This is a genomic window from Bradyrhizobium sp. DN3 (assembly GCF_041357655.1).
Lineage (GTDB): Bacteria > Pseudomonadota > Alphaproteobacteria > Rhizobiales > Xanthobacteraceae > Bradyrhizobium.
This window is the reverse complement of the sequence record NZ_JAULLN010000025.1, coordinates 1-19,106: the sequence shown is the minus strand read 5'-3', so window position 1 is coordinate 19,106 and position 19,106 is coordinate 1. Positions and strand designations below refer to the sequence as shown.

The window sequence follows — 19,106 nt, the reverse complement described above, 5'->3', positions numbered from 1 at the left end:
GCTCGGTCCGTGATGACCACAACTCCAACAGCCCGTCCGGGATGTGTTCGCTCGATCCAAATAGTTTGAGGAGCCGACCTTCGGCGACACCGTTATGATCATGGTGGGCCTTGGCCGCATAAAAGGCGAACAACCCACGAAAGGCCTCACGGGAAACGGAAGGCTTAGCCATCGCAATGTCCCCCACAGAATGTTTCAAATGAATTTGCGAAATCTGGAACTAAACGGAGGCTATTCGAAGTCCTAACACGAAGAAGATTCTACAGCAGACCGGGAAAAAACGGCAAGCTCTTAATCATGGTAGATGCGGCTCACGCCGGATGGCTTTTGACGTATCGCAACCCGGCTGTGTTCATTTTTCTTAAAGTGGCGTGTAGCCGAACAACCGGCCGCTCAGGTCGCTGAGACTATGGGCCCGGGCGTCCAGGCAAACCGGGCCTGCTCTTCAAAAGTCTCCGATAAGTCAGAGAGCCCAGCGCAAACCCCGAGCTTGAAGTTGCCTGGCCGATGACATGACCGCATGGACGAGGTTGTCGCCTTCGAACGTTAGACAGCTACCCTTTGCTAGGACAGAAAGTAGACGCACGGCGTCGAGCCGCAAAATTCCTCGAAACACATATGGTAATGGAGGTCTGGAGCGGAGCTCGCCGCATCGCAAGATTGACGGCCGGTACGCCTGGGGAAAAGAACCATGCATCCACGCCCGATCAACGGCGTAGCGCCTGAAAAACTGAAGATAACATTGCGCGCGAGCAGCTTGGCCCACGCGGCGTTCCTGGAGCTCCCGACACAGCTCGTATGGTCCCGCAAATTCAAGAACACGCCCAAGCACATCGCCCCCCCGATCATACCGCCTTGAAGCGGAACGGCCGCTGGGGCTCATCGCCAAGCGGCTCTGGAGCGTAGCCGGCTGCAGTCTGCCAGCGCACTCTCTCATCTCCGGGACTCACAAGATCAATTCCCCGGCCGCGGCATACAACAGCCGAAGCCGTCCGCGGCGCACCTCCGAAATCCTTCATGCTCTCTTCGCGGATAGTTCTTCGCTTAGGAGCCTTCCCAGTCGGGGGCGCCCACCTAGAATTTCATCGTCGTACGCAGACCGAAGACTACCGCGTTCTTGAGCGCTTTGCCCCGCATCGGCCCCGCCGGATCCGTCGCGCCGCCGCCGGGGTGGATGACATATTGGAAGTTGGGCTGGAGCGTCCAGCCGTCCCTTAGCTGGTACTGATACACGGCCGTTAACAGTCCTTCGAAGCTGCGTACCGGCCAAGCCGGACCGACAAGTGCGCGATAATCGGCGTCGAGCGCCTGGGCGCGTTTCGAGACGTGCGCATAGCCGGCCGCGACGCCGAACTTGTCGTCCGGCCGTTTGTCGCTGAGGCCGATGAATTCGAGCCCGGCGTCGGCGTAGAGATCGATCAGGTTTCGGTCGGCGGGAGCGCCGGAGACGCGAGCGAATACGCCAATTCCCCGGTCATCGCTCTTGGGCACGCGATAGATCTGCTGCTCGAAGACTGCCCATCCGCCGACGTCGCCAGCCAACATGAGCGGAGTGCCGCTGCTGGTCGGTGCCGCAAGCGAAACGCCGTTGCTGGCGAGTTGAAGATCGGAGAATGGTCCGAAGTGACGCCATCCGCCGAACTTGATCTGGCCCGCCAGATTGGGATCGCCCTTCTTGTTGTTCCAGGCGTACTGGATCTGGCCGAGCACAAGAGGCGGATCGTTGATCCGGAAGTTGACGCCATATCGGTTACGTTGTTGCGGGTCGCCCGGGCCTGGACCTGCCTGATTGCCGTCGAAGATGCCTCCGAGGACGGATAGCTGATCCGTGATGTTGAGCAGCAGCCGGGTACCCATTGCCGCTAACGGCGGCGACGGGCCGCCGCTGGGCAGGTCGAGCGATGTGATCGCCGGCCACCCCATCGAGGCGTTGGTGAAGACGTCGGTGTATTTGGTGTTGAAGAACTCGCTATCGGCGGCGAGCTGCCCAAACTTCAGAGAGGCCCTTTTGTCGCCCCACTGCTTCTCGAAGTACGCTTCGTAGAGGCGCGTCGAGGGCAACGCTTCGATGCCGCTGACGACGAAGAGATTGTCGAGATAGTTGCGCGACAGTCCTTCGCCGTGAATCTGGAACATGTTGGCGTGGAAGGTCAGCTTGTCGATGCCGGCGAGCTTCTGCAAGTCGACATCGACCGCGAGGTTCAGCCGGCCTTCGTAAATCGCTCCCTGCTTCAGTCCGCCGGAGACATTTCCGAGCGTCTCGCCGATGTATGTCGCGGCGAACTTGATCCCATATTTTTTTTGGAAGGGGTTCGGCAGAAGCCCAAGGGTCTTCTCCTCGACCGTGCTCTCGCCGGTGTCCGGATCGGCAGGCTTGTCTTCGTCAGTCTTCTTGTCCTCCTGCGCGAAAACATGCGTCCCCGCGAGTAGCCCCGCGGCAAGGATTGCCAGCGCCAGGCATCTAACGGACATGTTCAATTGAACTGCATACGGAGGACTCCACGATACGACGCATTGGCGCACGGTCGGACGGCAAACTCAAGAGCGTACCGTGGCCTGTTCCGGAACCCGACATGCGATGGTCGTGGGCAAGCATGCAATGTCAGAATCCGAACCGACTGGACGCGACTGACTCCTGTCTAATTCGTCCGTTGCTGAGAACCGAACTATATTAGCGATCAGCCCGGCGCAAATGCCGGGCTTATTTGTTGCGCTCGTCTCGCGGGGCACAGCTCGCAGGAATGAGCAGCGCCGGCGACACAGTCATACCAGCGTCTGGATCACACCAGGGGTTTCGACCACGGTGACGCGGACGGCGCGCCGCTGCACAGCTTCAACCAGCGAGCGGAAGTCTCCATCACCCGAGAACAGCACCATCTGGTCCATGTGCTCCGCGAGCTCCATAGCATCGACTGCAAGCTCGATGTTCATGTCACCCTTGACCTTGCGACCGGACGCCTCGATGTATTCCTTCGTCGCCTTGGTAACGACCGTGTAGCCGTTGTAGTCCAGCCAGTCGACCAGCGGCCGGACCGAGGAGTAATCCTGATCCTCCATCATGGCCGTGTAGTAGAACGCTCGGAGCAGCGTCCCGCGAGTTTGAAATTCGCTGAGCAGCCGCTTGTAATCGATGTCGAAGTCGAGGGTCTTGGCTGTGGCATAGAGATTGGCTCCGTCGATTCGTTGCCGCCCTTCTCGTCCTTCGTCGCCTTATCCCATTTCCCTATGGATTCTTGGGAAATACTCTCGAAATCAGCGAGTAGGATAGCTTATAGTCGCGCGATACGCGTACAAGGGGGCTTCTCGGTGCACGACAGTTCGGTGGAAAGAGCCAGATGGCTCCGCGATTTGCTGCGCTTTTTGCCTCTGCGCAGCCAATTCGTGCTCTCCGGCAATACGCGGGACCTTCAGATCCACGAGCTCGGTCCGGGCGAGTTGACCGCAGCGCCGCTATCGAGGGTCCTGCCGGACGTTTTGAAGGCAGCTGGTTATGGGCGGATCGCATGGTTCGATCTTCTGAACGGATTTCGGGACGTCGAGCCGGCCGACGGAAGCTACCTCACTCAACTGGGTCTAGTCCCGACTGCTGGCACAGCGGCCGGCGGGATCGATCTGTTGTCGACGACGCTCGAACGGCACGTCATGGCTGAAGGCCAGCCCTCCGCCCTTATCGTCGACTTTGCCTCAAGACTGATCGCGCGAAACGACGCCTTATCACCTGCCGAGCACCAGCTTTTCTCCCGGGCGCTGATCCTGTCTCATGCGGCGCGGGCGCGTCCGGCGGGCGACAAGCGGCTGCCCTTCTTCAATACGGTCGTCTGGATCGTCGACAACGAGGGTGATCTGCCCGATTGGTTCCTGATCGGAAACCCGAGGATCAGACACGTGCCCATTGGGCGACCGGATCATCTTGCGAGAAGGAGCATGATCCGTTCCCTTGTCCGAAGTCTACCTGGCGCGCAGAACGCGGACCAATCTGACTTAGAAAAGTGTACTCAAGGATTCGTGGACGAGACTGAAGGCCTTCTGTTGCTCGACGTCAGCGCGGTCGCGCAGCTCGCCCGCAGCGAAGGCGTGCAGTTCGATCGGATCGGGGATGCCGTCCGGCGCTTCAAAGTGGGCGTGACTGAGGATCCCTGGCGCAAGATCAGTCGCGACAAGATCACTTCGGGTGAAGAATTCGTCAGACGCCGCGTCAAGGGACAGTCTCACGCAGTCACGCATATGCTCGATATCGTCAAGCGCGCGGTGACCGGGATCGGACAATCGCCGCGCGGCGGCCGGCCAAGAGGTGTCGTCTTTCTTGCCGGGCCGACCGGTGTCGGCAAGACGGAACTCGCCAAGACCATCACCAGCCTGCTTTTCGGCGATGAATCTGCGTATATCCGCTTCGACATGTCGGAGTTCAGTGCCGAGCACTCCGACCAACGGCTGATCGGCGCACCGCCCGGCTATATCGGGTATGACGTCGGAGGCGAGCTCACGAACGCGATCCGTGAAAAGCCGTTCAGCGTCGTCCTGTTCGACGAGATCGAAAAGGCCCATCCGAGGATTCTCGACAAATTCCTGCAGGTCCTCGACGATGGCGTCCTCACCTCGGGACGAGGCGATCGCGTCTATTTCTCCGAGGCGTTCATTGTCTTCACCTCAAATTTAGGCATCTACGTCCCGGGCCATCTGGTGAGAGAATTGCCAACGTCACGCCCGAAGAGACCTTCGACGGCGTGCGGAGAAAGGTCCGAAGCGAGATCGAAAAGCACTTCAAACAGGTCCTGAACCGGCCCGAGATATTGAACCGGATCGGAGAGAACGTCATCGTCTTCGATTTCATCCGGCCCGAGGTTGCAAACGAGATATTCGATCAGATGGTCGACAACCTGCTCAGGGACGTCAGCTCGCTCGGCTATGGCGTGACTTTGACCGGAGCTGCCCGCGAGGTCCTTCGCGGCCTGTGCCTTTCTGATCTTTCAAACGGCGGCCGCGGCATCCGCAATCAGGTTGAATCTCACCTCATCAACCCACTGTCGCGCAGTCTCTTCGATCGCGGAGCGGAAGCCGGACACAGATACAGGATTGAACAGATTCGACCTGGACCATCGACCACGATCGATCTCGTGAGCGAGCAGTCCCCATGAGGATGGTCAATCTGTCGCGCATCCATTTCCCGGTCACAACGTTGGGGCCTGGCCGAAGGATCGGGATCTGGTTTCAAGGCTGTTCGATCCGCTGCCCGGGATGCATCTCCATGGACACCTGGGCGCACGGACGAGGAACGACGACCGTAGAGAAAGTCGTCGAGGCAGTCTCGCCATGGCTTTCGACCGCCGATGGGATCACGATTTCGGGTGGCGAGCCCTTCGATCAACGCGAGGCTTTGTTCGATCTTCTGGCGCGGCTTAGAACTCGAACGAAGGCGGACATCCTGGTCTTTACCGGCCACCCGTGGACCGCGATCTGCGAAGCGCTAGCCACATCGCCATCTCTGATCGACGCGGTCGTTTCCGGGCCGTTCGATATCGATGAAAAGCAAACCCTCGCGCTTCGTGGCAGCGACAATCAGGAGCTGCACCTCATGACGCCCCTGGGCCGCGCTCGGTTCGCGAGTTTCGACCGGCCGATGGACGAAAGAGACCGCACCTTCGACGTCATGTTCGACGATAATGGCGACGTCTGGCTTGCGGGCATTCCGGCTCGTGGCGACTTCCGGCGCCTTCGACATATGCTCGAAGGCGGCGGAGCGACGCTGGGAATTTCGGAAGATACACATATTCCCTCTGTTTAGAATTTTGCTGATGATCAGACTTTGCCCGAACTGCAATACCGAACGCCCCGTCAGCGAGATCTTTTGCGAAGGCACGTTGAACGGCCAAACCTGCGGCTGGGACCTGTCGGCGGTCGATATAACGCCGGCGGGATCGGCGACACCAAGGCCAAATCCAGCTGTAATTCCTCTTCCGAGCGCCCCAACCTGCCGAAACGGTCATCAGGGCTCTCCTGGCGACCTGATCTGCAGCCTATGCGGCGAGCCGATCATCGAAGGGGACGAGGCGCCCTCACCGACCGAGCCCATTCCGACGCCACAGCCCGCGCCAGCGCCCGGCCACGAAACGGTCGTGGACGGTTGGCATCTGCAGGATCGGATCGCCTCGTCCAGCACAGTTCGCGAGCGGTTCGTCGCCACGCGCGCCTCAGACGGACAGCGAGGAATACTCACGCTTTACGCTATAGGCTCGGAACCGGACCAAGCGATCTACGATTTGCTCTTAAAGCTTCCTCGAGATCACGTCCCGGAATTCTTCGCAACCGGTCGCTGGCAAGACCGCGCCTACGAGGTCACGGAGGAATTCAAGGGCGGCACTCTGGCGGATTTTGCCGTCGATCTAGCCGATCCGGCGTCTCTTGCAACGTTGGTCGGCGAGCTCGCCAAGGCCGTTCACGCTCTCACCGAAGCCGGATTGCGACACAGGGATCTGCGCCCTTCCGTGGTCTTCGTGCGGTCAAAAGAGCCACTTGACCTCGTCATCGGGGGCTTCGGCTCGGCACGGCTCTCCGAATTCGACCTCGATATCGTGTCTCCGCTTGAAACCACTCGCTATATGGCGCCCGAGGCGATCGCTGGCGGCGTCGCCCCGGCTTCCGACTGGTGGAGCATGGGGATGATCTTGTTGGAGAAGATCACCCAAGGCGCGTGCTTCGCAGGCATCAATGAGCAGGCTTTTCTGATCCACATTCTCACCAACGGCGTACACCTCCCCGAAAGTCTGGATGAGCGGCTTAACACGTTGCTGCGCGGCCTGTTGGCGCGTGACAGGCGTCAGCGCTGGCAGTGGAAGGAAGTTCAGGCGTGGCTACGCGGAGAAAGCGTATCAGCGCCAGCGGCCGATACAGCGGGCGACACAGAGGGCCGGAGCTCGATTTCGCTGGGCGGCAAACAATATCGATCTGCAAACATGTTCGCATTGGCAGCGGCGGAAGCTGCGAACTGGGACCATGCCAAGGCGCTTGTCCTCAGAGGCGCCGTTGCAAGCTGGACTTCGGAGGCTGGCTTCGAAGCGGCTGTTGCGGCAGGTCTTCGGCAAATTCTGCGGACTGAGGACCTTCAGGAGGATTTGAAGCTCTCCATCTCACTTAAAACCCTCAATCCGTCGATGCCTCTGATCGTCAGAGGCAATATCGTCACACCGGGTTGGCTGCTCGACCACCCGAGCGACGGTTACAGTCTGATCACAGGTCCTGCACCCGACCTGCTGCGGAAGATTGATCCGGACGATTGGCTCTGGCGCCTGAAGGTCCGCTCGGACACGGTTCGTAAGCGACTGGACCAACTCGAAATCGCGGTCGACGAGGATGCTCTGCGCGTTCACCTGCTGTCGACCTCTATGGCCCGCCTGGCCGCGCTCTGGGAAGAACGGCGAAAGCTTTTCCCCGATACCGACCATGCCGGCGTAGCAGCGCTCACTGAGCGCCGCATTTCGGCGGAAGAAGACCTCGTCATCCTGCTCAGCGCGACCTCGAACCAGTTCCGCTCGGTCGCCGAGGTCATCGAAGAAGCAGAAAAGGAAGCGTCGACGGCCGGGCTCGGCAACTTTTCGGCAGAGGAGGCGACAACGCTCCTCGGCCGCCCACGTCGCGAGATCTACCAGGCGATTGACGAGCGCATTCAAAACTTCGCCAGATGCGGCATCAAGGAAGTCGACGAGTGGGCGGACCAGTTTCGCCTGGACAGACGGATGCCCTTAGGGCGCGCGCTCGCCCTTCTTTGTGTGCCCGCCGAGACGTGGAGAGCGCTTCCGAAGCAAGGCTATGTGTCGACGATCTTGGACTTCTTCGCCAAGCGGATTTCAGGCGGCGTGTTGCGCGGGCCGCTGACGCGCATGCTGATCGGCAAATCGGCCAGGATCGATCTCACCGAGCTCGACACGTCCAGAGTGCCGGCAGCTGAGATTCTCGACCAACTGCTTGGTCGTACGAACCGGACCGTGAACGTCGATCCGGCGGCTTTCGCCGATGACGACGGGATTGAGCGAAGGTTGCGCTCTTTGCACTCCCATGCATTGCTCTACAGACGCGATACCGGCATCGATGGCCTGTTCATGGGATTTCCGTTCCTGATCATGCGCGATCATCGGCCGAACGCGAGACCGCGGATTGCGCCGGTCCTGCTGTGGCCGGTGCGCGTCAATCCGGAGGTCGGAAACCGCGGTCATGTCTCTTTAGGTTATGGGCGCGAGAGAAATCCAGATACCGAGTTCGAGCATGTTCTCGTCAATCCCGCTCTCGAAGGAATGGTCGGCATTCCCGAGGCGAGACGTTGGCAGGAAGCGGCCAACGAGCTCCTGACCCATGCAAGCTTGTCCGTCCAGGCGGTGATGGACGCCTTCAGCCGATTGGCCAAGCCTATCGGCAACGAATTGACTGCTCTTCCCGGAAAGGACGTCGAAGTCGGCGCGCAAGAACGGCAGCTGGTGCCAGCAGCCGTGCTGTTCCATCTGGCCTTCATGGGCCAGGCGGTGATGAAGGATCTCGAGACCCTCCGGGGCTTGCCGCCGACGGCCACAGCACTCGAGGCCGCCCTGCGCCTGAACGAACAGCAGGCGGCGCCTTCGGCATCCCCTCCGGTGAAAGAGGCCGATTTACTGCGGATAGTGATCCCTCGCAGGAGGCGGCCGTCCTCGAAGCACGTCAGGCTCCGGGCCTGGTCATCGAAGGACCTCCTGGAACCGGCAAGAGCCAGACCATCGTCAACATGGTCGCGGACGCCATCGGCACGGGAAAATCGCTCCTCGTGATCTGCCAGAAGCAAGCCGCTCTCGAGGTGGTCCGCAAGCGCTTGGATAAGGAACGCCTGACGGATCGCTTCGTCATGATCACCGATGCCCATCGCGACCGTGAGTCGATCGTCGGCGCAATCCGTTCGCAGGTCCAGGCTTTGCACAACCAGTCTCCCGGAGGGTCTCCGGCCTGGAAGCGAGAGCGCGATCGTCTCGCCGCTCGCATCGAGACGCTCGAGACGGAGCTGGACTGTCGCCAGGTTGCACTTCATTCCGTGGATGATCGAACCGGATTGTCCTATCGAACGCTGCTCGGCGAACTGCTCGAGATTGAAGAAGTTAGCCCGAAACCCATTGACGCTCCTGAACTCCGCCCTTTGCTGGCAGATCTACATCCCGCGGACGTGGCGAGGATCGAGGAGAATTGCGGCCCGCTCGCGAAATTCTGGCTTCCGGCGAAATTTGAAGACAATCCTCTGTCCGCCCTCAAGCCGTTCAATCCCGATCGAGGAACCGCGGCCGCGCTGGCCTTGCACCTGCAGGCATTTTTGCAAGCCGACGCGCGGCGGGAGCAGACCGACGCTGAGACGGCGAATTGTCTGAAAATATCGGATGCGGCGGAATTTCGGTCCTGGCTCGCCGAAGCGGATGAGCTCCGCTCGATCAGCGATTCGGTCTGCGCAAATCTCGCTCGATTGCGGCCGCTGTTTCGGAACGTCGAGGATGGGACATCGGAAGCTGCGCGCATTCTCGCGAGCCTATCAGCGATTAAAGAAATCTTCTCATCGCTCGACGGCCCATCCTACAAAACGAACTTTTGCTCCAAGCTCATCGCCTTCAAGGAGGAAGAGCTCTGCTCTGCCGGGGAGCTCGCGGGCCAAGTTCGCTTGCCGGCAAGCGCCCTACAATGGCTCAACCCGCTCCATTGGCTGCGAACGCGCCGTGTACGCCAGCTCCTTGCGTCATTGCAGCTCCCGCAAGATAACGACGCCATCAGCTCATTGTATTATGCGGTCGAGCTGGAATTGGCCATACGCAGGCCAAGGCACGAACTCGAGCAATATTTCACGATCCTGTTCGGCCGTTCCCCCAATCTCGATTTGTCGCCCGGTAAGCTCGCCGATTTCGCCGAGCGCCTCGGCTCGTTCCTCAATGGTCTGGGAGGCCACAATTCGCTCATCGACCGGTGCCCGGACCGGCTTGAGCTCGAGAGAGCTCTCTCGGCCGGAACGACCGCGGAGCTCGGCACGTTCTTTGAGCGGGCTGAACTCGCGCTCAGAAGGCATGACACGCGGGAGGAGAGCCGCGCCGCATTGGACCGGCTCAGGACCTATTTCGACGAACTGTGGCTCGGATCGAGACGCTCGGCGATCGAGAATGGTCGCTCTAATGCGAGCGCCATTGACCAGATCGCGCAGGCTCTGCCGATGCTGAGCAGCTACCAGGAATATCGACTTCGCTCTTCGCGCCTGGACGACAAGGAGCGCGCCATCTTCGCAACACTCAGGTCGAGGGAGTCCGAACTTTCGGAACTGGCTTCCGAAGACCTCGACGCCTGCATTCGCGCCACTATAGGCCGCGAGGCCCGTTTGGCGTGGAAGGCCGATATGGAGGGTGCGAATCCTGACGTCTTGTTCGACGCCGACGAGCTAGATGCGAAGGTAAAATCGCTCGCGGAAGCCGACGTACAGATCCGGCAGTATAACCGGGATCTTCTCGTCCAAGGTATCGATGCAGCAAAAGTGCGTCCGACCAGCGAGTGGGACGCGATCACCAAGCTGCGTGGCCCAAGAGCGCTAAGATTGCGCGAATTCATCGATCGCGCCGCTCCGCTCGGTCTTTTCGCGCTCCGGCCGATCTGGCTCATGACGCCAGATGTCGCGAGCCGCGTGCTGCAACCTCGCGCGGGACTCTTCGATACCGTCATCTTTGACGAGGCTTCGCAGATGCCCGTTGAGTATGCGCTGCCCTCCCTGTTCCGCAGCAGGCTTGTCGTCGTCAGCGGCGACGAAAAGCAGATGCCGCCGACCTCCTTCTTCGCCAGCAAGGTCGAGAACGACGAAGCGGCAATATTCGACGGTGAAGAACCAGAAGAAGGAGCCAGCGAGGAGGAACGCGAAGCCTTCGCGGAGACGTGGAATCGCAGAGAGATCAAGGATTGTCCCGACCTCCTCCAACTCGCCCGCTCCGTGCTTCGGACCCGTACTCTGCAGGTGCACTATCGTTCGAAATATCGAGAGCTGATATCATTCTCGAACGCATCGTTCTACGCCAACGGCCTTAGCGTCCCCGTTCGCCATCCCGTAGAGACAATCCACAGGCTCAAGCCGATCGAAGTCGTGCGCTCGGACGGCACTTACAAGGCTCAGACGAACCAAAAGGAAGCCAGCGATGTCGTACAATACCTATCGCAGCTCTGGGAGGATTCATCGCCACCGTCGGTTGGTGTCGTCACATTCAACCGCAAGCAGGCCGACGCCATAGAAGATGTTTTGGAAGATCGCGCCGAAAACGATACAGCGTTCCGAGAGGCATTGATGCGCGAGCGCGAACGTATCGAGCATGGCGAGGACATGGGCTTTTTCGTCAAGAATGCGGAGAATGTGCAAGGCGATGAACGTGACATCATCGTTTTCTCCACGACATTCGGCCGCAACGAACACAGCGTTTTCCGCAAGAGCTTCGGCGCGCTAGGCCACGCCGGCGGCGAGCGCCGCCTGAATGTCGCGGTAACACGTGCGAGAGAAAAGGTGGTCATCGTCACATCCATGCCGATATCGGAGATATCGGACTTGTTGACGAGGCGGAGTGGTCCCAGGGTGCCGCGCGACTATCTGCAAGGCTACCTCGAATATGCCAGGACGGTATCCGATGGTCTTGCAGACTCCGGAAAGACGCTCCTGGACCGGATGGTAACCGAACCACGTCCGCACCACGAAGCTGGACATCATGAGGACGACGGCTTCACCAGGTCCGTCGAAGCCTTTCTGGAAGCGAATGGCTATAAGCCCACTCGCGCTCGCGATGGCGGCGCATTCAGCCTTGATTTTGCCGTGACCGATCCCCGGACCGGCCTATACGCGATAGGCGTGGAATGCGATGCGCCGCGACACCAATTGCTTCAAAGAGCTCGTGCTCGCGAGATCTGGCGTCCCAATGTGTTGGGAAGAGCCGTTCCTTATGTCCATAGAGTTTCGTCGTATGCTTGGACTCATGCTGGAGACGCCGAACGCCTCCGGCTCAAGAACGCTGTCGAGCACGCGCTCCGTGGGGGAGGATTGCAATGAGCGGACCCAAAGCCTTCAGGATCGTTACTCGAGCCGAGATCATCGCCATCTGCCACCGCAACCTGGCGCGGCTTGACGCCGCGATCGAAAGCTGGACCTCCGCCGGCAAACGCAACGGGACCATTGAGCAGAAGGACATCGACAAAGTCATAGTTCGGCGAGATGAGCTTCGTCGCCTGCTCGAGGCCGATCGTTTCATCGAACTCCAGAAGCAGGTTGCCGCCGAGATCGCCTTCCTTCAGGCGGATTCCGAGCGCCGGGTCGAAAGAGCTGCCGAAATGGCCGCCCGTTCGAACCGCGTATTAAGGCGCTCGAAAGCGGCAGCCGAGGCACTGCTAGAGAGACTGCAAGCTCTGAAAGTCGAGATTCCCGCCGACATTCGAAGCGAGCTCAGTGGCTTGGCCGAATCTTCCGAGCGCCTGGAAGCGGCGATGGCAAAGGCGCTGCTGCTGCTTCCTTTTCAGGCGGCACAGGATAGCGCGACAGACCGCCAACGCGAGCTTGCTACTCGCCTGGGCGCCGGCGAGCGCCGTGACACCCTGCGGGACTGGATTGCCGGGCAAGTTCAGGAGATGGAGGATCCCGCCTTGGGACGCGTCGATACTCTTCTCGGCGAGTTGCGCGGGCTTGGCATCGATTCCTCCCCATTCTCGGACCGTGTCGCACTGCTGGAAGCAGAGCCGCTCGTTCGAAGATCGCTTGTCGCGGACAGTCTTCTGCTCGACCTGGCCGCGGCCGTGAAGGATGGCCGCGCCAGCGCGCGACTAGCGGACGAGCTTCGGGCGCGACGCGCCGAGCTTTCCGTGATGAAGTCAGCGGAGGCTAACTCGCTGCTGACCGAAATCGAGGAGACCCTCGCCTCGCCGGCGCCCAGCAACCGGCAAGAGCTCGTCAAACGCGCCGACGTTCTCATCGAGGAAGAATTCAAGGCGATGGCCGCGGCGGAGCGCAGGCGCGCGGTGCTCGAAGGTCTTGCCAGCCTGGGATACGAAGTATCGGAGGGAATAGCGACCGCCTGGGTCCAGAACGGCCAGATTGTCCTGCGTAAGGCGGCGAATCCTGGCTACGGAGTAGAGCTCTTGGGCGGATCGAGATCGGATCTCCTCCAGGTGCGCGCCGTAGGTATCGGCAGCTCGGCCGAAGCTCGCGATGCGAAACGTGACCACGACATGGAAACGATCTGGTGCGGCGAGTTCGATCGCCTGAAGGCGTTGGTCGCTAAAGCAGGCGGGCACTTTGCAATGGAATTCGCAAGGCCCGCCGGCCAATTTCCTCTCAAGATCGTGTCAGTTCCGGATGTAAGCCACGAAGCGGAAGTTGTTGAAAGTTCATATCGAGCACTATCAATCAACCCGCCCAATTAGCAATTTGCAAGAACCCAGCTACTAACCTAACAGAGATCATCTCGCAGATGTCCGCGAAGATCACACAGCCCGAAGTATTTCTTTCGCGGAGTCGAGAGCTGTTGCGGCAACTCCTTTATAGCCGTCCCTTATGATCAGACTGTCTATTGCCCTGCGCACAAATTCAGGATTTAGCCTATCGATCTGAACGATGGTTTCGATCACGTTCTGTCGATATGGGTTCAGCTCGCGGATCAGTTCGGCGGAATGATCGACGCTCGCTGCAGCGATATCAAAGATATCTCGCGGTTTGATACTCGCTCCACGAAAGATGATCTTTTTAGCGATGATTTCCGGAATCGTTTCTAGAAGGACGTTGATACCTTCAATTTCTCTCTCAATCGTTGGGCTAGCGGTCTTGTGACCAGCAACGATGAAATCGATCTCGCCAACAGCTTCGAACGCCAATTTGAGAAAGCGATTGCCGTCACCCTTGTATTCGCTTGGGCGTATCTCGAAGTTGAAGTCCTGTTTCTGCGGATCCAAAAACGGCAGCAATTGCGGATCACAAAGAAAGATGTCCACGTCGTGGCTTTCGCGATGTGCAATTTGCAGCATCATCGCGGTGCCCCCACCGAACGTCCAATGGTCTATGACTGTTCCTTGCGAGTTAACTTGGCCAATTAGATCGCGCGCTATCCGAAATAGCTTCGCCCAATCCGACCTGGTCTTCTCGGTTATCACGCTGCAATCGGGTAATGCTCACCCGAATAGCTGGAAAACGCTTTTGCAGAAGCAACGAGCTCCGCATCGCTGATGCCGAACTGATGTGCGAATTCTTTCTGCAAATACGTGTCAACTTCACCGAAGAAAGCCGACATGTGTCCCGGCATTGTTTTAGCGGCAGCTGGATTCTTAAGGCAAAAGACGAGCGCCTGCGCGTCCAGCTGTTTGCTGTGAGGCGCGTTGATAGCAGCGAGAACTAGCGTCGAGATCGTCATTTGCGTCCCTTTTGTCCCGAGAGCGGACAATCGAATTCCACTGAAGGTGGTGGAATGTCCAACAAAGTCAACCCAGCGAAATAGCTGATCATCTAAGCGAGGTACTATATTACCCGTACCGCGAAGCTTGTTCAAACCCGGTCCTGACGTTGGCCGCCTGAGGAAGCGAGCGAGGACGTCGCCGGATCCAGCGCCCTGCTCCACGTGGCGCACAACGGCCTAGCCGAGCATTCGTGAAGGCCTTCAAGCCCGATTACGTTCGGGCGAATCCGATCCCTGAGCCGACCGGGCTCTATGCGCTGTGCGCGCCGGGCCGAGAGTCCGGGCCCTCGGGACCCGAAGCGCGTCAGCCCAAGGCGTCCAACCATTTCCCAGGGGAGTCTCGGTCGGAGCTTCCTTGCCCCGCCGCTCATCTTTAGCGGCATGGGTTGAAATCATCGCGCCAGAAGGAGGCCTTGAACGCGGCTTGCAGCGTGTCCGCCGACAAAGGCGCAATCCAGGGCAGTCGCCCTAACCACCGCACCCGTCCAATCTCGCAAATTGCTCTCACAGCATCCGAATTCTTTTCGCCAACGAAAGCGATTCCAAGAATGTCGATCTGGCGCCTCCGGAGCGCCTCTATGGACAGCAGTGAACAATTGATCGTGCCCAGAGTTGTGCTCGCGCAGAGCACGACAGGAAGTCGCCATCTCTCCAAGAGGTCAATGTAAAGCGAGCCGCAATTCAGCGGCTCCATTAATCCGCCGGTACCCTCGATTACGAGCGGCTGCCCTTCAGTGTTCGGCACGTCCAGCGAATCCGTTTTGATGCGAACCTCGTCAATCTCCGCGGAACTGTAGGGCCAAGCGGCCGTTTGCAGTCGGTAACGCTCAGGCACGATGCGATCCGACGGAAGACTGCCAAGCCGAGCGACACGCTCGGTGTCCGTTTCTCCTTCGAGGCCGGCTTGAATCGGTTTCCAAAACTTCGCACCGAGGAGATTGACAAGTCCTGCGCAGAACACTGTCTTTCCGATGCCGGCGCCTGTAGCGGTCACCACAATCCGCTGCTGGCTCATCGAGCTTGGCCTCTTGTCTCCTCCTGCAGTGTACGCATCTCATCCTCCACGATTTTCAGTGTCAGTTCACAAACGTGCGCCAGTCGGGAGGCCCTGCCTCGCGCTTGGGAAGATCGGCAGTCTACGTTCGGCGTACGACCCGACCTTCCATGAGTCGAGCAAAAGGTTGCTCAGCGCACTTACGACGACTATTTTTTACGCTCTCAACGCCAAGCAGCGTCCGCACAGTTTATGCGAGACACCGATGGCGTTCGTTGCCGATGCCCGCCTGAAAGGGCCTGCTCCGCATGGCCAACTGTTAGATTGAACCATGCAAGTTTCGCGCGCGGACCATCGCGCTTCCCCGAGTTGCGTGTCATGCGTTGTGACAGGTCAAGATTGTTTTCGACACACAAATACTGTCCGGATCGGACGAAGGCGTTCACGTCCGGCGCGATGTATCCTAATAGATGCAGAACTGTACGTTTCGTACCGCAGCTCTACGATTTGTGACTGAGTTCAATTGGTATGGGGCCGGTGAGATAGTGCTGAAAAGTCTTCTCCGGAGAACATTGATCGACGGTATCACCCGCAACGGAGTATCGCCCGTTCTCGAGTTTTGCGCGCGGGCATTCATCGAGCCGCCGAGCCAGAATAACGGCACATTCAGATCATTTGGGCACCGCGCAACTCACACACATCTTGCTCAATTGGAACTTCTGCGAGCCTCTGCTGCAAGGCCGAGCGTCGCCCGAGCGCCCCCTCTTCTGCCATCAACGCCGTTCCAGCATTGCGTCGATTCTCATCCCGAGGTAAGAACGCGGCCAAGTTGCGGCGTCACGTTTGCGGCCACCATGATCCGTCACATCGTCTTCTTCACAGCCAGAGATGAGGCCGGTATCGACCAAATCGTCGAAGGTCTATCGGTTCTTACCTCCATTCCATATGCACGCCGGCTCGAGATTGCGCGCAACCGCAAGAGTGATCAGCTCGGCAATGACATTGACGTCGTGGTGTACGGGGAGTTTGATAGCGAGACGGATCTCGCTGCGTACAAAACGCACAATTTGTATCGAGAAGCGATCCGATGCGTACGGCCACTCCGGGAGTTGCGCTTTGCCGCTGACTATGAGCTGTCAACAGACGTGCATTTCGCTGGAACGGCAGGGCTAACGCAAGTCGCTCGGCGCAGCGGACCAGCTGGCCGTGAGTAGCTTGATGATCAGCCGCAAAGTCTCGTACGCGTCGGACGGAAATAGCCCTCGTTCGGAAAGGCATCACGCGGCGCGGGCCTCACAACCTGCCGGTCGTCGTAACAGATAGCCTATGCACGTCCGCGAGCTGCAGTGGATTGAGCCTGTCAAGGCGCTGCGATGCTTTGCGCAGCGGCCGCAGCTTACCTTTCTCGATAGCGCGGCAGGGCATGAGCTGCTTGGGCGTTACTCGTATCTGGCCTGCGAGCCGTTCAGCACCTATTTGGTCGCCGATGGACAGGCAAGTTGGAGTGGAGAGGCACTTACAGGCGATCCATGGGAGGTCCTCCGTGACCTTCTTGCGAGATACAAAGAAGCGCATCGGCCCGATCTACCCCCATTCCAGGGCGGCGCAGCCGGCTTCCTTGCTTACGATCTGAACCGAACACTGGAGCGGCTGCCGCCGCCGTCAATTCTCGGCCTCCGGTTGCCTCAATCAATCCTGCATTTTTACGATGTGGTGGTCAGCTTCGATCACAAGGACCACAGGTGCTGGATCGTCTCGACCGGATGGCCCGAGCAGGACCCCACCCGACGAGCCGATCGCGCGCGTCGTCGCGCCGACGAGTTTGCAGCACTGCTTGCCAGGCCAAAGTCGCCGCGGATCATAATCCCCAGCACGGCGGGTGCTTGGCATTCGAACTATAGCCGTGAACGCTTCATCGCAGCGGTCCAGCGCGTCGTCGGTTTGATCCTGGCTGGAGATATATTCCAGGCGAACATCGCGCAACGCTTCAGTGCCAGGGTTTCGCCCCTGTTCGATCCGCTCGCCTTCTATTGCCAGCTCCGGTCATTGAACCCGGCACCGTTTGCAGCTCTCCTGCGCTACGATAAGCTGACGATCGCATCGAGCTCTCCTGAGCGATTTCTGAAACTTGACGGACGGCAGGTCGAAACGCGCCCGATCAAGGGCACGATCGCGCGTTCCGCCGATTCCGCGGAAGATGGGCGCCGTGCCGAACTCCTTCTTGCGTCCGAGAAGGATCGCGCCGAGAACATTATGATCGTCGACCTGCTGCGCAACGATCTGTCACGCGTTTGTACCGACAATTCGGTCGAGGTTACCGCACTGTGCAACCTGGAATCCTATGCGTCGGTGCACCATCTCGTCTCGATTGTCAGGGGCGCACTTGCTGCGGACAAAGACGCCGTCGGTCTGCTTCGCGCCTGCTTTCCGGGCGGCTCCGTTACCGGCGTTCCGAAGGTGCGAGCAATGGAGATCATTGCGGACATCGAGGGAGTGGCGCGAGAGGTCTATTGCGGGGCGATCGGTTTCATTGGATTCAATGGACAGATGGACACGAACATTGCGATCCGCACCGTGATGATCGACGACGACCTAGCTGTATTTCATGCAGGGGGTGGAATAACGGCGATGTCGGATCCTGAAACCGAGTATGAGGAAACCCTTGCCAAGGCACAGCGGCTCTTCCACGCCTTTGGTGCCGATCCCTCTGGTGCGCTTTGATTTTCATCGTCGACAATTACGATTCCTTCGTGTTCAATATTGCGCGCTATTTCCGCGAGCTCGGTGAAGAGACGCAAGTCGTCCGGAATGACGCGATCAGCTTCACCGATCTTGTCGCGCTCCAGGCCCGTGCAATCGTGATCTCTCCCGGGCCGTGCACGCCAATGGAGGCCGGCATATCCACTGCCGTTGTCCGCGAACTCTCGGGTCGCGTTCCAATTCTTGGCATCTGTCTTGGGCACCAGTGTATTGGCAGCGTTTTCGGCGGTCGCGTGGCGCGCGCGCGTTGTCCCATGCACGGCCGAGCCTCACACATAACGCATGACGGCCGAGGGTTGTTCAAGGAACTCCCGTCTCCACTTTCTGTTGGACGCTATCATTCTCTGGCGGTCGAACTCGAGGAGTCAGACGCGCAGCATCTCGTGGTTACAGCCCGTTCAATTGAAGGTGAGATTATGGCTTTGTCACATCGGCATCATCCAACCTATGGCGTGCAATTCCACCCCGAGTCAGTACTTACTCAACAAGGGCACGTTTTGCTTATGAATTTCTTGCGATTGGCGACCAGTTTCGAAGCGTGAGATCGGAGACTTCGTCGAAAGGCGAGCTGCGTATTCGTGAATCGCCCCGCAGAGGTCGGATAAGATGTAACCAGAAGGCGGAAATAGCTCAGTTGGTATGCTACGTACGCAACTTTCTCTTTTGGTGCACTCCTTGAAAAGCAGTGGCGAAAACACATTCTGCCAAAGTAGTGCTAGGCCGTGTACCTATATCGGCGTCGTCATGTGACTGGTGACTACGTCCGCTTTGGTCCTATAGCGACCAAGTTCGTGCGGCAGCGCAGTATGTCGCGATGGGCCATGAGCGGTCGCGAAGGCAGGGCGTTGCTAGCTCACTCGCTCAACAAGATGCGCACGCGAGGGTGCAGGGTCAAACCGATCGGCGAA

13 protein-coding genes and 1 pseudogene are annotated in these 19,106 nt (G+C 59.1%); 9 read left to right on the top strand and 5 right to left on the bottom strand.

What is annotated here, in order from left to right; genetic code table 11:
* Positions 1–1,074 precede the first annotated feature (1,074 nt).
* Positions 1,075–2,472, bottom strand: coding sequence for a carbohydrate porin (locus AAE027_RS30190; protein WP_370989611.1), 1,398 nt, complete (start codon positions 2,470–2,472; stop codon positions 1,075–1,077).
* A gap of 318 nt (positions 2,473–2,790) precedes the next feature.
* Positions 2,791–3,180 (bottom strand): annotated as a pseudogene (locus AAE027_RS30185) (LabA-like NYN domain-containing protein); the annotation flags it as partial.
* 126 nt (positions 3,181–3,306) lie between these two features.
* Here AAE027_RS30185 and AAE027_RS30180 point away from each other — a divergent pair.
* The 6 genes from AAE027_RS30180 to AAE027_RS30155 are packed head-to-tail and all read left to right on the top strand — an operon-like array spanning position 3,307 to position 13,422.
* Complete coding sequence (locus AAE027_RS30180; protein WP_370989610.1) at positions 3,307–4,776, top strand: AAA family ATPase; 1,470 nt, start codon at positions 3,307–3,309, stop codon at positions 4,774–4,776.
* The gene (locus AAE027_RS30175) at positions 4,725–5,135 is read left to right on the top strand and encodes a hypothetical protein (RefSeq protein WP_370989609.1); all 411 of its coding nucleotides are present in this window, start codon (positions 4,725–4,727) and stop codon (positions 5,133–5,135) included. Before AAE027_RS30180 ends, AAE027_RS30175 begins: the two co-directional genes overlap by 52 nt.
* Complete coding sequence (locus AAE027_RS30170) at positions 5,132–5,782, top strand: 4Fe-4S single cluster domain-containing protein (RefSeq protein WP_091897639.1); 651 nt, start codon at positions 5,132–5,134, stop codon at positions 5,780–5,782. Before AAE027_RS30175 ends, AAE027_RS30170 begins: the two co-directional genes overlap by 4 nt.
* Positions 5,783–5,792: 10 nt before the next feature.
* Positions 5,793–8,789: a protein kinase domain-containing protein gene (locus AAE027_RS30165; RefSeq protein WP_370989608.1), complete on the top strand. Its 2,997-nt coding sequence runs from the start codon at positions 5,793–5,795 to the stop codon at positions 8,787–8,789.
* The gene (locus tag AAE027_RS30160) at positions 8,696–12,058 is read left to right on the top strand and encodes an AAA domain-containing protein (RefSeq protein ID WP_370989682.1); all 3,363 of its coding nucleotides are present in this window, start codon (positions 8,696–8,698) and stop codon (positions 12,056–12,058) included. The genes AAE027_RS30165 and AAE027_RS30160 overlap by 94 nt, the downstream gene beginning before the upstream one ends.
* Positions 12,055–13,422 carry a coiled-coil domain-containing protein gene (locus tag AAE027_RS30155; protein ID WP_370989607.1) on the top strand — a complete coding sequence of 456 codons (1,368 nt, stop codon included), beginning with the start codon at positions 12,055–12,057 and terminating at the stop codon, positions 13,420–13,422. The genes AAE027_RS30160 and AAE027_RS30155 overlap by 4 nt, the downstream gene beginning before the upstream one ends.
* 60 nt (positions 13,423–13,482) lie before the next feature.
* On the opposite strand, the gene AAE027_RS30150 is transcribed toward AAE027_RS30155, so the two are convergent.
* The 3 genes from AAE027_RS30150 to AAE027_RS30140 form a co-directional block, all read right to left on the bottom strand.
* Entirely contained in the window at positions 13,483–14,145 is a 663-nt protein-coding gene (locus AAE027_RS30150) for a nucleotidyl transferase AbiEii/AbiGii toxin family protein (RefSeq protein WP_370989606.1), read from the bottom strand.
* A complete protein-coding gene (locus tag AAE027_RS30145; RefSeq protein ID WP_128947693.1) occupies positions 14,142–14,402 on the bottom strand; it encodes a hypothetical protein in 261 nt (86 codons plus the stop codon). Before AAE027_RS30145 ends, AAE027_RS30150 begins: the two co-directional genes overlap by 4 nt.
* Before the next feature lie 415 nt (positions 14,403–14,817).
* A complete protein-coding gene (locus AAE027_RS30140; RefSeq protein ID WP_370989605.1) occupies positions 14,818–15,459 on the bottom strand; it encodes a dethiobiotin synthase in 642 nt (213 codons plus the stop codon).
* 833 nt (positions 15,460–16,292) lie between these two features.
* Between AAE027_RS30140 and AAE027_RS30135 the strand changes: the two genes are divergently transcribed.
* From AAE027_RS30135 to AAE027_RS30125, 3 genes are all read left to right on the top strand, one after another.
* Positions 16,293–16,652, top strand: a complete 360-nt coding sequence (locus AAE027_RS30135; RefSeq protein ID WP_370989604.1) for a Dabb family protein — start codon at positions 16,293–16,295, stop codon at positions 16,650–16,652.
* 112 nt (positions 16,653–16,764) lie between these two features.
* Positions 16,765–18,159, top strand: a complete 1,395-nt coding sequence (pabB, locus tag AAE027_RS30130) for an aminodeoxychorismate synthase component I (protein ID WP_370989603.1) — start codon at positions 16,765–16,767, stop codon at positions 18,157–18,159.
* Positions 18,156–18,740, top strand: coding sequence for an anthranilate synthase component II (locus AAE027_RS30125; protein WP_370989602.1), 585 nt, complete (start codon positions 18,156–18,158; stop codon positions 18,738–18,740). Before pabB ends, AAE027_RS30125 begins: the two co-directional genes overlap by 4 nt.
* The last annotated feature ends 366 nt before the right edge of the window (positions 18,741–19,106 follow it).